Below are 14,309 nucleotides of genomic sequence, written 5' to 3'. Positions count from 1 at the left end.
TTAGTTTTCGATGCTAAGCGGTAATACAGTTGTAAAGGATAAAGATAATAAAATGGCTATAAAAAAACATTTGGTAGTTTCAAGTTTATTGGGTGCAAGTTTTGCAGCCCTAGGCCAAAACTCCTTTATTGTTGAAGATTTAAAAGTTGAAGGATTGCAACGTGTCGCACTTGGTGCTGCATTAACGCATATTCCTATCAACGTGGGCGACAATGTTGATGAATATACAATTTCAAAAACAATTAAGTCACTTTATCGCTCAGGTCACTTTGACAATATAAAAGCGTTGCGTGATGGCAATAACGTTATTTTTAAAGTAACTGAACGCCCAACAATTAGCTTTATTGAATTTGAAGGCAATAAAGACATTAAAGATGAGCAGTTAAACCAGTCGCTTGATCAACAAGATATTCGTCAAGGCGAGCCGCTGGATAAAACGGTTATCGATAATATTGAAAAAGGCTTAGTTGAGTTTTTCCACAGCATTGGTAAATACAATGCAAAAGTGGACATAAGTATCACTAAGCTGCCACGTAACCGGGTTAAATTGAGACTCGAGTTTGATGAGGGCGATGCAGCCTCTATTCGTCAAATCAACTTAGTTGGTAATGAACTTTTTTCAAACGAAGAGCTACTTCAGCTTGCAGAGTCGCAACAAGATTTACCTTGGTGGCAGTTTATGGGTAGCGATCGCTATCAAAAACAAACCATTGAAGGCGATTTAGAAAAAATTCGTAGCTTTTATTTAGACCGTGGTTATTTGCGTTTTAATATTGATTCAACTCAAGTATCAGTTAGTCCTGAACGTGAATCGGTTTATGTAACGGCAAATATCACCGAAGGTGTAAAATACAAAGTGAAAGGCTTTGATTTTATCGGTGATTTACTCGGCCGAGAAGAACTAATCAAAAGTGTTATCCCACTTCGTACCGGAGAGCTGTATAACGGCTCGGTGGTGACTTCTTCAGAAGAGTTTATAAAAAGTTACTTAGCTCGTTTTGGATATGCTAACGCTGAAGTACGCACCATTCCAGAAATTGATGACGAAAACCAAGAAGTACAACTAACTTTGTCGGTTGACCCTGGAAAACGTGTTTATGTTCGTCGAATTATTGTAGGTGGTAACCAAAATACAGCTGATGAAGTACTACGTCGTGAAATGACACAGCTTGAAGGTGCATGGTTATCTAACCAAAATCTTGAGCGTTCTAAATTACAAATTCAACGTTTGCCTTATATGGAAACTGTTGACTTTAATGTGGTGCCTGTTCCAGGTGTGGATGACCAAGTAGATGTTGATTTTACTGTTAAAGAGCAATCTGCGGGTAGCTTTAATGCCGGCCTTGCTTATGGTTCGTACTTAGGTCTGCAATTTAATATTGGTGTAACTGAATCTAACTTTTTAGGCACAGGTAACCAAATTGGCTTTAACATTAATACCTCACGTGGCTCTGAGCGTGTCAGTGTGTCGTACACAGACCCTTACTTTACGCCAGATGGAGTATCGCAAGGCAGCAGCATTTTTTACAGTAACTACGATGCTAGCCAGTTTAGCTTAATTGACTATAAGTCAAAAAGTTATGGCCTTGGGACTAACATTGGTTTTCCAATTGATGCTATAAATCGTATTAACTTTGGGGCTCGTTGGATAGAAGAAGAACTATCAGATATCGCTGAATATGAGCAAACACGTGTATTACGTGAAACCTTCCTCGATCCAGAGAACCCTGATGCGGGCTTTGAGTTTACCAAGTATGAGTTAAGTGTAGGTTGGTCGCGTGTAACGGTGAACCGTGGTTTGTTCCCAACAGCTGGCTCAAGACAAACATTGAACTTAACAGCTACAACGCCGAATTCAGATTTAAAATACTTTAAATTAAATTACGATTCACGTTTTTACTGGCCGATTTCAAACGACCATCGTTGGGTGTTCTCAACGCGTGCGGCATTAGGTTACGGTAATGGTTATGGCTCTACTAATGGGTATGAGCAGACGCTTCCATTCCAAGAGTATTTCCGTATTACAGAAATGGAACTACGTGGCTTTGATAGAAATACTATCTTACCGCGTGCAGTATCACGAATACCACAATCTATACCAGGCACGCCATCAGGTGATGGTACAACCACAGGTAATATTGGTGGAGCATCTGAGTTTGATGTATTGCAACCTCAAGGCCGTATAGGTGGTAACGCGAAAGCCGTTGCAGGTATGGAGCTTATTGTTCCTACACCGTTCTTAGATGAAGAAAATACCAGTTCGGTACGTACTAGTTTCTTTGTTGATGCTGCCAACGTTTGGGATACCGAGTTTAACGTTGATCGTTATCAAAACTTAGGTATTGATGAGCGTGCAAAATTAGATGACTACTCAGACCCAATGCGCTTTAGGGTTGCAACCGGTTTATCATTACAATGGATCTCACCTATGGGTCCTATGCTGATCAGCTTTGCGTATCCGTTGCAAAAAGAAGAAGATGACGATACCAAGACCATCAGTTTTAATATTAGTAACACTTTCTAAAGGAGTTTTTTGTGAAAAAATTATTCAAATCAACAGCAGTTGCAGTTCTAGCTACACTTATGATGGGTACATCAGTTAATGCTTTTGCTCATAAAGTGGGTATTGTAGATATGCAAGAAATCTACAAGCAGCTTCCGCAAATGGCTAAAATCGAACAGTCTTTACAAACTGAATTTGCTGAGCGTCGTCAAGAGCTTGAAAAGTTACAGGGCGATATTCGCTTTGAAGCTGAAAAGTTTAAGCGTGAAAGCACCACAATGAGTCAAGATCAAAAAGACGCATTACGTGATAAAATCCAGGGTATGCAAAAAAACCTTGCTGAAAAGGGCCGTCCGTTAGAGCAAGAAATTAAAGCACGTCAAAATCAGGAGTTGGCTAAAGTTCAGACTTTAATCATTGAAACTATCCAAGAGATTGCTAAAAAAGGTGACTTCGACGAAGTTAAAGTAAAAGACACAACTATTTACTTTAATCCTAAAGAAGTAACTGATCTTTCTGAAAAAGTAGTAACAGCTGTAAGTAAGAAATAATTAATCTATGCAAAATTATACGCTTTCGCAAATTGCGGAACTTCTAGGCGCCGAGCTTCAAGGTGATGGCGCTTTAGAAATTAAAAAAATAGCGACACTTGCAAATGCCCATACTGGGCATATTGCATTTTTAGCGAACAAGAAATATCGATCTCAGCTTGAGACAACAAAGGCCAGTGCAGTGATACTCAGCCCTGACGATGCGCCTTACTTTTCAGGCAATAAAATCATCGTTGCCAATCCTTATGTTTGTTATGCCAAACTCGCTCAGTTTATGGATACTACACCTCGTAGTGCAAATAGTGGTATACACCCGAGTGCGTTAATACATGCCAGTGCACAAGTGAGCAAAAGTGCAGCCATTGGTGCTAATGTTGTAATTGAAGCTGATGCTGTAATTGGTGATAACGCCCAAATTGGTCCGAACAGTTTTATTGGTGAACGTGCTAAAATAGGCTCAGGCACCAAACTTTGGCCAAGTGTGAGCATTTATCATGATGTTGAGATTGGCGCAGATTGTTTATTGCAAGCTAATACTGTCATTGGTAGTGATGGCTTTGGCTATGCAAATGAACGTGGTCAGTGGCTTAAAATTCCACAATTAGGCTCTGTGATCATTGGCGATAAAGTAGAAATTGGCGCAAGTACCACGATAGATCGTGGTGCGCTTGATGATACTATTATCCACAGTAACGTTATTATTGATAACCAGTGTCAAATAGCACACAACGTTGAAGTTAACTCAGGCACCGCTATTGCCGGTTGTACTGTACTTGCAGGCAGTGTCACCATAGGTAAAAATTGCCAGATTGGCGGCATGAGCGCAATTAACGGTCACATGTCTGTGTGTGATGGTGTTATAATTACCGGCATGAGTATGGTGACCAAATCAATCACCGAACCAGGTATTTACTCATCTGGTATGCCTCATACGACTAACAAAGAATGGCGAAAATCAATTGCTCATTTGCGCAACCTTTCAGACATGAAATCACGTCTAAAAGCGCTTGAAGCATTGAACAAGTCATGATCGTTGAACACTAAAAAGGATGCTATTTTGGCAAACGAATTAAATAGCCTTGATATTCAAGAAATTTTAAGTTTATTACCGCACCGTTACCCGATGCTACTAATTGATCGTGTAATCGATTTCACCCCAGGTGAATCATTGCATGCAATTAAAAATGTATCGATTAATGAACCTATTTTTACTGGCCACTTCCCAAATCAGCCGATTTTTCCTGGTGTGCTAATATTAGAGTCAATGGCGCAGGCAACGGGTTTATTAGGGTTTAAAACGGTTGAAAATCGTAGCGAAAACGAACTTTACCTATTTGCAGCTGTAGACAACGCGCGTTTTAAGCAGCCAGTTGTGCCAGGTGATACCATGCATCTTCATGTTAAGTTTTTAAAAGAGCGTCGTAACATATGGAAATTTGCGGCTGAAGCTAAAGTTGACGGCAAAACAGTGTGTAGCGCCGAAATCATGTGTGCTAGAAGAGAGTTTTAATTGTGATCCATGCTACGGCAATAATCGAACCGGGTGCAAAACTTGGTAACAATGTGTCAGTTGGACCATATAGTTACATCGGTAATGATGTTGTTATTGGTGATGACTGCATTATTGAGTCTCACGTTGTTGTTAAAGGGCCTGCTACTATTGGCTCTGGTAACCATATTTTTCAGTTTGCCTCTGTGGGCGAAGCCTGCCAAGACAAAAAATATAACAACGAACCAACCAGTTTAATTATTGGCGACAATAATGTGATTCGTGAATGTGCGACTATCCACCGCGGTACAATTCAAGATGAAGGTGTTACCAAAATAGGCAGCAATAACTTATTTATGGCTTACACCCACGTTGCACACGATGCGGTAATTGGCGATAACGTTATTTTTGCAAATAATGCCAGTGTAGCGGGTCACGTTCATGTTGGTGATTGGGTTATTTTAGCGGGTAACTCAGGTGTTCATCAATTTTGTAAAATTGGTGCGCATGCATTTGTTGGTATGTATTCGGGGGTAAACAAAGACGTACCTCCATTTGTTACCACCATTGGTATGCCAGCAGGCCCTGCAGCAATCAATACTGAAGGCATGAAACGCCGTGGTTTTGAAAGTGATGAAATCATGGCAGTACGCCGCGCTTATAAAGCGTTTTACCGCAAGAGCTTAGGTGTTGATGAAGCGATTGAATTACTTGCTGAAGATGCTGCAAAGTTTCCAGCTGTGCAATTGATGATTGATTTCGTTAAAAGCTCAGAACGCGGTATCGTGCGTTAATACAGAGCATTTTAATAGATATAAAAAACCACCTTTGAGCAATCAAGGTGGTTTTTTATTAGTTGATTAATAATTCAGTCTCTACTCAGTATCGTCCTATTACACTCCCTCTACATTTTTCAATAAAGTATAAATAATGAAACTGATAAAATTCGTATTTATTTCAGTATTATTAGTGATTTTGACCGCCTGTAGTACTGCGCCAAGTAATATAAATAATCAACAACGTAATGCTGCCGAGCAAGGTAAAGCATCATTTTATGCTGATAAATACCACGGCCGAACTACTGCCAGTGGCGAGCGATTTAGCCAACAAACAGCAACAGCTGCTCACTTAAAACTCCCGTTTGGTACACGAGTAAAAGTTACTAATATCGCTAATAATAAGTCAGTGGTGGTCAGAATTAACGACAGGGGTCCTTATATTCGGGGGCGAATTATAGATTTATCTAAGGCGATGTTTAAAAAAATAGCCGACCCTAAAGTCGGCGTTATTGATGTATCGGTCACCGTTATTGATAATAAGTAATACTGCTAAGGGCTAAAAGCGGGTTGTTAACGCCACATAGTCAGGGTGTTTATTGAGCAATTGTTGATGTGAACCTTGAGCGATGATTTGTCCGCTATCTAACCAGATGACACTATCCATTTGCGATAACAACGCTGGATCATGAGTAATTGTTAATACACTGGCGTGCTCTTTCAGTTGTAAAACACTGTTCATAACAGCTTGTTTAGAGATATTATCGAGCCCTTCAGTCGGTTCATCGAGTACTAAAATGGCGGGTTTTTGCAGCAGGGCCTGTGCCAAGGCTATACGTCTTGATTGACCTTGAGACACATTTCGCCCGCCGGTACCTAAACGGGTTTTCAGCCCTTGTTTGAGCTCAGAGAACCAACCACCAAGTTCTGCCTGTGTTAATGCTGCTATCATTTGTTGCGAGGTTGCATCGGGAGCTGCATAAGCAAGGTTTTCGCTTAATGTGCCATCAAAAATATGATGCTGCTGAGCTAAAATATTTAATGTCTTTGCACGACTCTCATTATTTAAATCATGCAGGCTTATGATTTCTTTGTCGCTTTGTAAGTTTATTGTTCCTTGCTGCAGTGGCCATAAACTACTGAGCAAATTCACTAAGGTAGTTTTACCACTGCCGCTTCTACCAACAATAGCCACTTTTTGCTTCGCGGGGAGCTCAAAACTCACATTATTTAATGCCTGCTTTTGGCCATAGTGATAGCTGACATTATTTAACGACAAAGCCCAGTGCTTATTTAATAGCTCAATATCTGTGGTTGATACATTGTTTGTGCTAAGCGTTTTGTCTTCAAGAATAAAGAGTCGCTCAGCTGCTTTTAGTACATTAGGAAGCTCAATAAAGGCGTTAGGCAGTAACAATACGCTTTCAAAACTGGCAAGCACAAACAGGCTCAACATCGCCAGCTCTACATTGACCATAGCACCGCTAAACACTAGCGGCACAATAGTAACAATGCTGGAAAGCATAGCTAATTGCACTATGAGTAAGCTTAAGCCATCAGCGTTTCCAAGAGCCTTATGACGAATAAATAATTGCTGATTATACTGCTCACTTAACAGATCACACTTAGTGAGTTGTTGGTTTCGAGCTTGATAAATATTTAGTTCTCTAAGGCCCGTAAGAGTGTCTGACAGCTCTGCTCTAAGTTGTGCACTAAGTAAGGTTTCTTGGTGACTATTTTTATCTAATTGCTTACTTAATATTGCCGGTATAATCACCCCAATAATAATAATGCCAACAAAACAAATAAGGGCGACATTTACATTGTAGGCTGACATAAACAGCATAATAATAGGCACAGTCAGTAAAGCTACTAACATCGGCAGCAACACATTTAAATAAAACTTATCTAATGCGTCTACATCGTTTTGCAAGCGATTAACTAAATCGGCACTGCGGCTCATAGCTAAATCAAGGTTATTGAGCTTGCTGAGAGTGGCGAACATGTTTACTCGTATTTCACTTAACAATAAAAATGTGGCGTTGTGAGTAACTAAGCGTTCAGCGTAACGTGAGGCGGTGCGCACAATCGCTAAAAAGCGAATGGTGCCAGCTGGGGTAAAGTAGTTCATATGGACGCCGGCAATTCCTGCGGCTGCCATAGAAGCTAAAAACCAGCCTGAAATAGCGAGTAAGCCTACATTAGCTAGCACCGTGAGTGACGCTAGAAACGTCCCTAAAAGCATCGCTTTATAATGAGGGCGGCACAATTTGAGTAAACGAATAAAATTAGCCATTAGTTACCCCTTGTTCTGCTGTTTGCAGTAGCTTTGCAAATTCGCCAGATTGCTGGCTGAGCGCTTTAAAATCGCCTTGTTGAACGATGCAGCCGTTTTCCATAACGATAAGTTGCTTAGCATTTTTTACTGTATTTAAGCGATGTGCGATGGTGATCACCAAGTGGTTTTTTGCATACTCAGCAATAGCGTTTTGAATGAGTTGCTCGGTTTGACTATCTAAATGAGCGGTTGGCTCATCGAGCATTAGAATAGGGGAGTGTTTTAAAAATGCACGAGCTAATGCTATACGCTGTTTTTGCCCGCCAGATAGCCCTTCACCTTGCTCACCTATTAAGGTGTTAAAGCCATCGGGTAGCTCGTTAATAAATTCCAGCGCACCTGCTTGCTCTGCAGCATGTACAAGTGCTTCATATGAAGCGTCTGGGTTACCTAATTTTATGTTGGCGGCTAGGGTGTCGTAAAATAAGGTTGGCTTTTGTGGGATCCATGCAATGTTTTGTTGTAATTGGCTTATATCCGCGGTCGTCAATGGTTGTTGGTCAATGGATATATGTTGTATTACTTCTGGGTGAAAACCAAGCATGCAATCAAGTAGGGTGCTCTTACCTGAGCCGCTAGCTCCGACAATGGCTACTAGTCCTGTGCTTGGCAGGGTTAAATTAATATTATTTATTCCCTCATTGCTATTAGGGTAACTAAAGTTGAGCTCATGGATGCTTATAGTTCTACTAGCATTAACATTGATCTTTGCTGTGTGGCTATCATCATTTTCGGGCAGTGGTGCATTTAAAATAATCAACATATCTGCAGCAGCACTAATTCCCTGCAGGCGTGCATGGTAATGGCTGCCTAATTGGCGAAGGGGTAAATAAAATTCAGGTGCTAGTAACAGCACTACAAAGCCAGTAGCAAAATCTAGGGTGCCAAAAAATAATCTAAAGCCAATAATTACCGCTACCAGTGCCACACTAATTGTGGCTAAAAACTCCAGAGCAAAAGAGGATAAAAAAGCAATTTTTAACACGTTTAGCGTTGCGTGTCTAAAGTCATCGGAAATACGCGCGATTTGTTTGAGTTCTTTGCGTGTGGCATTAAATAGTTTTAGTTGAGTAAGCCCTTGTACGCGATCAAAAAAGTAGTTACCTAATACTGCCAGTTGTTGCCAACGTTTTTGATTAAGCGCCTCTGCTTTGTGGCCAACTAAAATCATAAAAAATGGAATAAGTGGTGCAGTTAATAAAAATATCAGTCCTGCTTTATAATCGGTCGGAAATATAACCACTAATATTGCAATAGGAATAAGGGCACTGTAGGCGACCCCAGGTAAGTACTTTGCATAGTAGTCATGTAGTGCCTCAACACCATTATGCAGCGTGTTAAGTGTTGCACCTTGGCCATGTTGCTCTATATAACTTGGGCCGAGTTGTGTGAGTTTATCGAGTAAGGTTTGGCGAATAGCCGATTTAATTTTAAGCGTAGCAAATGCGCTTAATCGCTCGCTGAGTGCTAAGAAAATGGCGCGCAGTAAAATAATACCCGCTAAAGGCCATAAATAGTGGGTTACTTGGGCTAAACTATGCCCTTCAAACATCACCTCATTAATGGTTTGCGCGAGTAGATACGCACCTGCAATCATTAAAATTGCATTAACTGTTCCAAGTGCAATACTTAGCTTTAACCACATTGCCGCCGGTTTACTCTGCTGCTTTAAAAAAGCGCGCAGGGGTTGTTGCTGCGCGCGATTTGGTCGGGGATTAGTCGTCATTGTGATTTGTATTATGCTCGTTTAATAAATCATGGGTGGCTTGTTCATCATCAGCAATGCTATTTTTATTTTGATGAAATTCATACCACATCACGTTTATAACGCCTAAGGTACAAGCAAGCAGTACACCTAAAATCCACGCGAAATACCACATAATTTAGTCTCCTTAATAGCTGCCGTGAGGGTTATTTTCAATTTCATCAACGGTCACTCTGCGCCACATTTTCACATAACACCAGGTGGTGTAAGCTAAAATGAGTGGCACAAATATAACCACAGCAATAAACATAACATTGAGTGTTCTGTGGCTCGAAACCGCATCCCAAATTGTTAAGCTAATATCAGGGTTATTGCTTGAAGGCATAATAAACGGAAATAACGAAACGCCCGCAGTCATAATCACCCCAATTAACATCACACTGGTTGCTAATAATCCCAAAGCGGGCTTATTCAATTTAGAAAACAGCAGTGCACACAGTGCCATCGCAAATGCTAAAATAGGGAAGGTCATTGTCCATGGACGTTCACTGTAGTTATTAAGCCATGCGCCTTGAGCAGTGGTAACTACTTTTGCCAATGGATCTGCATGACCTTGGGTGTCGCCCATAGAGGTAATTTGATAACCCGTTAGGTTGGCAACCCACACACCGGCCGCCGCAAATAACACTATAAAGGCAAGTAATGAGTAGCGACCATATTGTCCTGAGCGCTCAGCAACTTGATCAGCAGTTCGCAGTTGTAGCCACATTCCCGCGTGTGCAATTAACATGGTAATACTAACTAAGCCGGTGATGAGCGCAAACGGATTAAGTAAGGCAAAAAACGACCCTTGATAACTAACTCTTAATAAATTATCGATATGAAACGGCACACCCAAAAACAAGTTACCAAACGCCACACCAAATACCAGCGCAGGTATTGCACTACCGGCAAATAAGCCCCAGTCCCAGTTATTACGCCAGCGTTTAGAGTCAACCTTAGAGCGATAATCAAAGCCTAGAGGTCTAAAAAATAATGCAAATAACACCAGCATCATGGCAAAGTAAAAACCAGAAAATGCTGCCGCATACACCATAGGCCATGCTGCAAATAAAGCGCCACCTGCGGTTATAAACCATACTTGGTTACCATCCCAATGGGCGCCAATAGTATTAATAACGGTACGGCGTTCAGAATCTGTTTTGCCGACTAAGCGTAGCAACATGGCAACGCCCATATCCATACCATCGGTAATGGCAAAACCAATTAACAGCACACCTATAATTAACCACCAGAGCATTTTTAATGTTTCATAATCAAAAATCATGATAGTTCTCCTTTAGCAGCCGTGCTGTGATCAGGTAATTCAAAATGGTACTTACCGGTATGAAGGGAGCTTGGTCCTTGCTTAATAAATTTAATCATTAACCATGCTTCAACAATCGCCAGTCCAGTATAGAAAACAATAAAACCAGTTAAGCTAATTAAAATATCATTTACCGTCAGTGATGACGTTGCTAAAAAGGTCGGTAACACTTCAGAAATTGCCCATGGCTGGCGGCCATATTCAGCCACAATCCAACCAAACTCAATGGCAATCCAAGGCAGAGGAATGCTCAATACCGCCGCCCACAACAACCAACGTTTTTGTTCAATAATACGATGGGCGTTGTAATAAAAAGCAAGGATAAATACGCCAAGCATGATCACGCCACAGCCAACCATAATCCTAAATGACCAAAACATAGGACCCACTTTAGGGAAGGAGTCTTTAACGGCTTGTTGTATTTGTGCCTCACTGGCATCTGCTACATTAGGGGTATAACGTTTAAGTAATAAGCCATAGCCTAAATCATCTTTCACGTTATCAAACTTTTCGATATTTTCAGGGGTATCGTCACCTGCGCGAAGTTTTTCTAGGTATTCATAAGCAATCATGCCATTGCGAATACGCTTCTCGTGTTTTTTCTCAAGATCTGAAATACCAATCACTTGCTCATCAAGTGAGCGTGTTGCAATAATGCCTAATGCGTAAGGAATTTTAACCGCAGCATGAGTTACTTGCTCTTCAGAGTCAGGAATACCTAGCATAGTAAAAGCTGCGGGGGCCTCTTCGGTATGCCATTCAGCTTCAATGGTCGCGAGTTTTACTTTTTGTACTTCACCGACTTCGTAGCCAGATTCATCACCGAGTAAAATAACACATAAAATAGAGGCTAAACCAAAGCCTGATGCCACCGAGAACGAACGTTTAGCAAATGCCAAATCACGTCCTTTTAATATGTACCAGCTACTAATCCCAAGCACAAACATAGACGCCGCAACATAACCTGCAGACACTGTATGAATAAACTTAACTTGCGCTACAGGGTTAAATACTAGCTCTGCAAAACTAGTCATTTCCATACGCATGGTTTGATAGTTAAACTCTGCCCCGACTGGGTTTTGCATCCACGCATTAGCGACTAAAATCCATAGCGCAGACATATTAGTGCCCAGCGCCATTAAAAATGTTACCCCTAAATGCTGGCGTTTAGAGAGCCTGTCCCAACCTAAAAAGAACATACCCACAAAGGTTGATTCTAAAAAGAAGGCCATTAAGCCTTCAATAGCTAGTGGTGCACCAAATACATCACCCACATAATGAGAGTAATACGACCAGTTAGTACCAAACTCAAATTCCATGGTGAGGCCGGTAGCCACACCAATAGCAAAGTTAATACCAAATAACTTGCCCCAAAACTTAGTCATATCACGATAAATCTCGCGACCGGTCATAACATAAACCGATTCCATAATAACTAAAATCCAGGTCATACCGATTGTTAACGGCACAAATAAAAAATGAAATAGAGCGGTGACAGCAAACTGTAATCGCGATAGATCCACAAAGGTTTCATCTATCATTTTTGGCTCCTTTGGTTGTGATGCAGTGACAGCACAAAGCAATTGTTAATGTTTTTAATAAACTTTCAGTAATTTCTGAAAGTTTGCATCATTATTGGCGTTTGTACAATTTTTGTCAATATGTATATTAGAAAACTTTAATATACTATGACATTACATCAGTCTATAAAATACGCAATCATCAATTAAGAGTAAGCTAGAAAAAAGTGGTGCGTTTTAAGCGTTTAACCTAGCCTTAAAACACGGTAAACTAATCGGTATGAACGCCGGGTTTACTTGTGAAAAAATAGCAAATGAAAAAAGATAAAAAACAACTACGAATTGGTATTGTGGCAGGTGAACTGTCGGGCGATATTTTAGGTGAAGGGCTGATAAAAGCGCTTAAAGCGCATTTTCCTGATGCAATTTTTGAAGGTATTGCAGGTCCTAAAATGCAAGCTCAAGGCTGCAAAACGCTGTTTGATATGGATGAACTGTCGGTTATGGGGTTGGTTGAAGTCCTTGGCCGTTTACCGCGCTTGCTAAAAATTCGCAAACAACTTGTGCAGCACTTTATTGATAATCCTCCTGATGTGTTTATAGGCATTGACGCGCCCGATTTTAATTTACGTGTAGAAAAACCGTTAAAAGATGCGGGTATTAAAACTGTGCAATACGTTAGCCCTTCAGTGTGGGCGTGGCGTGAAAAACGCATTCACACTATAAGTGCAGCCACTAACTTAGTATTGGCTTTATTACCTTTTGAGAAAGAATTTTACGACAAGCACCAAGTACCTTGTACTTTTGTAGGCCACACATTAGCCGACGACATTGCACTTGAGCACGACGATAGCCAAGCCCGTAGCCAACTAGGCTTAAATGCTGATGACAAGGTGTTAGCGTTATTACCCGGGAGCCGGGGCTCAGAAGTGGGCTTGTTAAGTGAAACCTACATAAAAACAGCGGCTCAGTTGCAAGCACAGAACCCAGCGCTTAAAGTCGTTGTGCCACTGGTGAACGAAAAGCGCAAAGCGCAGTTTATTGCTATTTTAAATGCCACAGCGCCCTCACTAAATGTTAACTTACTAGACGGCCAATCAAATTTAGCCATGCAAGCCGCCGATGCCATATTACTGGCATCAGGTACGGCAACGCTTGAGGGCATGTTATATAAAAAACCAATGGTGGTTGGTTATAAAATTAAACCACTGAGTTATTGGATTTTTAAAACCTTATTTACCTTTAATATTAAATATTTTTCGTTACCTAATTTATTGGCAGACGAAGAATTAGTGCCAGAGTTTTTGCAAAGCGAGTGTAATGTCGCTAATTTAACAGCAGCACTTACCCCTATGCTAAATAGTGACAATAAAGAATTAAAAGCCCGCTTTTTAGCCATACATGAAAAAATTAGATTAGATGCAAGTAAACAAGCTGCAAATGCAGTGGCGGAGTTAATAAATGCAAATTGAACGACCTAATGTAACCCTAATTGCCGGTGTAGATGAAGTGGGTCGTGGACCGCTGGTGGGCGACGTGGTTACTGCCGCTGTTATTTTAAATCCCAATAAGCCAATCGCAGGCTTGGCCGATTCTAAAAAATTAACGGATAAAAAACGTCAATTATTAGCCACTGAAATAAAAGAAAAAGCACTGTGTTACGCCATTGGCCGTTGTAGTCCAAGCGAAATAGATGAGCTAAATATATTACAAGCCACTATGCTTGCTATGAGCCGCGCAGTGGAAGCACTTAGCACCGTGCCTGAATTTGTGTTTGTAGATGGTAACCGCCTGCCTAAATTAGCTATGCCCGCCCAAGCGGTGGTTAAGGGTGATAGCTTAGTCGCTGAAATCTCAGCCGCATCTATTTTAGCAAAAGTGGCTCGTGATGATGAAATGATTGAACTTGATGCGCGCTATCCACAATATGGGTTTGCAGGGCATAAAGGGTATCCGACTAAAGCACACTTTGCAGCGCTTGAGCAATACGGCGCTATAGATGAGCATCGTAAGAGCTTTAAACCGGTGCAGCGTGTGCTTGCGCTTTCGGGTAAGGAGTAA

Annotated in this window: 13 protein-coding genes; 8 read left to right on the top strand and 5 right to left on the bottom strand. The window is 41.0% G+C overall.

Features of this window, described 5'->3' with window-relative positions; genetic code table 11:
- The first annotated feature begins 52 nt into the window (after nt 1-52).
- The 6 genes from bamA (at nt 53) to CWB78_RS05265 (ending at nt 5,866) form a co-directional block, all read left to right on the top strand.
- Nucleotides 53-2,524, top strand: coding sequence for an outer membrane protein assembly factor BamA (bamA, locus tag CWB78_RS05290; RefSeq protein ID WP_138594526.1), 2,472 nt, complete (start codon nt 53-55; stop codon nt 2,522-2,524).
- An 11-nt stretch (nt 2,525-2,535) separates the two neighbouring features.
- On the top strand, nt 2,536-3,054 hold the full coding sequence (locus CWB78_RS05285) for an OmpH/Skp family outer membrane protein (protein WP_010388129.1): 519 nt from the start codon (nt 2,536-2,538) through the stop codon (nt 3,052-3,054).
- Between the two features lie 7 nt (nt 3,055-3,061).
- Nucleotides 3,062-4,084 carry a UDP-3-O-(3-hydroxymyristoyl)glucosamine N-acyltransferase gene (gene lpxD / locus CWB78_RS05280; protein WP_138594524.1) on the top strand — a complete coding sequence of 341 codons (1,023 nt, stop codon included), beginning with the start codon at nt 3,062-3,064 and terminating at the stop codon, nt 4,082-4,084.
- Between the two features lie 27 nt (nt 4,085-4,111).
- A complete protein-coding gene (fabZ, locus tag CWB78_RS05275) occupies nt 4,112-4,564 on the top strand; it encodes a 3-hydroxyacyl-ACP dehydratase FabZ (protein ID WP_008110974.1) in 453 nt (150 codons plus the stop codon).
- 2 nt (nt 4,565-4,566) lie between these two features.
- The gene (gene lpxA, locus CWB78_RS05270; RefSeq protein WP_008110972.1) at nt 4,567-5,337 is read left to right on the top strand and encodes an acyl-ACP--UDP-N-acetylglucosamine O-acyltransferase; all 771 of its coding nucleotides are present in this window, start codon (nt 4,567-4,569) and stop codon (nt 5,335-5,337) included.
- 136 nt (nt 5,338-5,473) lie between these two features.
- Nucleotides 5,474-5,866: a septal ring lytic transglycosylase RlpA family protein gene (locus CWB78_RS05265; RefSeq protein WP_138594522.1), complete on the top strand. Its 393-nt coding sequence runs from the start codon at nt 5,474-5,476 to the stop codon at nt 5,864-5,866.
- 12 nt (nt 5,867-5,878) lie between these two features.
- On the opposite strand, the gene cydC is transcribed toward CWB78_RS05265, so the two are convergent.
- The 5 genes from cydC to CWB78_RS05240 are packed head-to-tail and all read right to left on the bottom strand — an operon-like array spanning nt 5,879 to nt 12,269.
- A complete protein-coding gene (gene cydC, locus CWB78_RS05260) occupies nt 5,879-7,615 on the bottom strand; it encodes a thiol reductant ABC exporter subunit CydC (protein ID WP_138594520.1) in 1,737 nt (578 codons plus the stop codon).
- On the bottom strand, nt 7,608-9,383 hold the full coding sequence (cydD, locus tag CWB78_RS05255) for a thiol reductant ABC exporter subunit CydD (protein WP_138594518.1): 1,776 nt from the start codon (nt 9,381-9,383) through the stop codon (nt 7,608-7,610). Before cydD ends, cydC begins: the two co-directional genes overlap by 8 nt.
- The gene (gene cydX, locus CWB78_RS05250) at nt 9,373-9,537 is read right to left on the bottom strand and encodes a cytochrome bd-I oxidase subunit CydX (protein WP_008110965.1); all 165 of its coding nucleotides are present in this window, start codon (nt 9,535-9,537) and stop codon (nt 9,373-9,375) included. Before cydX ends, cydD begins: the two co-directional genes overlap by 11 nt.
- Before the next feature lie 12 nt (nt 9,538-9,549).
- Complete coding sequence (gene cydB / locus CWB78_RS05245; protein WP_138594516.1) at nt 9,550-10,689, bottom strand: cytochrome d ubiquinol oxidase subunit II; 1,140 nt, start codon at nt 10,687-10,689, stop codon at nt 9,550-9,552.
- Complete coding sequence (locus CWB78_RS05240; protein WP_054202420.1) at nt 10,686-12,269, bottom strand: cytochrome ubiquinol oxidase subunit I; 1,584 nt, start codon at nt 12,267-12,269, stop codon at nt 10,686-10,688. Before CWB78_RS05240 ends, cydB begins: the two co-directional genes overlap by 4 nt.
- A gap of 293 nt (nt 12,270-12,562) precedes the next feature.
- Here CWB78_RS05240 and lpxB point away from each other — a divergent pair, with 293 nt between their 5' ends.
- Together lpxB and rnhB are read left to right on the top strand one after the other, a co-directional pair.
- The gene (gene lpxB / locus CWB78_RS05235; RefSeq protein WP_008110958.1) at nt 12,563-13,720 is read left to right on the top strand and encodes a lipid-A-disaccharide synthase; all 1,158 of its coding nucleotides are present in this window, start codon (nt 12,563-12,565) and stop codon (nt 13,718-13,720) included.
- On the top strand, nt 13,710-14,309 hold the full coding sequence (gene rnhB, locus CWB78_RS05230) for a ribonuclease HII (RefSeq protein WP_010388148.1): 600 nt from the start codon (nt 13,710-13,712) through the stop codon (nt 14,307-14,309). Before lpxB ends, rnhB begins: the two co-directional genes overlap by 11 nt.

It is taken from the genome of Pseudoalteromonas sp. S1612, from assembly GCF_005887175.1.
Taxonomy (GTDB): Bacteria; Pseudomonadota; Gammaproteobacteria; order Enterobacterales; family Alteromonadaceae; genus Pseudoalteromonas; species Pseudoalteromonas undina.
Note: the sequence above shows the minus strand (reverse complement) of the source record. Positions and strands in the feature narration are given on the sequence as shown.

Bases quoted from the DNA above. Each gene is read 5' to 3' on its own strand.
- lpxD (WP_138594524.1), top strand. From the start codon at position 3,062: ATGCAAAATTATACGCTTTCGCAAATTGCGGAACTTCTAGGCGCCGAG.
- cydX (WP_008110965.1), bottom strand. From the start codon at position 9,537: ATGTGGTATTTCGCGTGGATTTTAGGTGTACTGCTTGCTTGTACCTTA.
- cydD (WP_138594518.1), bottom strand. From the start codon at position 9,383: ATGACGACTAATCCCCGACCAAATCGCGCGCAGCAACAACCCCTGCGC.
- cydB (WP_138594516.1), bottom strand. From the start codon at position 10,689: ATGATTTTTGATTATGAAACATTAAAAATGCTCTGGTGGTTAATTATA.
- CWB78_RS05265 (WP_138594522.1), top strand. From the start codon at position 5,474: ATGAAACTGATAAAATTCGTATTTATTTCAGTATTATTAGTGATTTTG.
- CWB78_RS05240 (WP_054202420.1), bottom strand. From the start codon at position 12,269: ATGATAGATGAAACCTTTGTGGATCTATCGCGATTACAGTTTGCTGTC.
- cydC (WP_138594520.1), bottom strand. From the start codon at position 7,615: ATGGCTAATTTTATTCGTTTACTCAAATTGTGCCGCCCTCATTATAAA.
- rnhB (WP_010388148.1), top strand. From the start codon at position 13,710: ATGCAAATTGAACGACCTAATGTAACCCTAATTGCCGGTGTAGATGAA.
- lpxB (WP_008110958.1), top strand. From the start codon at position 12,563: ATGAAAAAAGATAAAAAACAACTACGAATTGGTATTGTGGCAGGTGAA.
- bamA (WP_138594526.1), top strand. From the start codon at position 53: ATGGCTATAAAAAAACATTTGGTAGTTTCAAGTTTATTGGGTGCAAGT.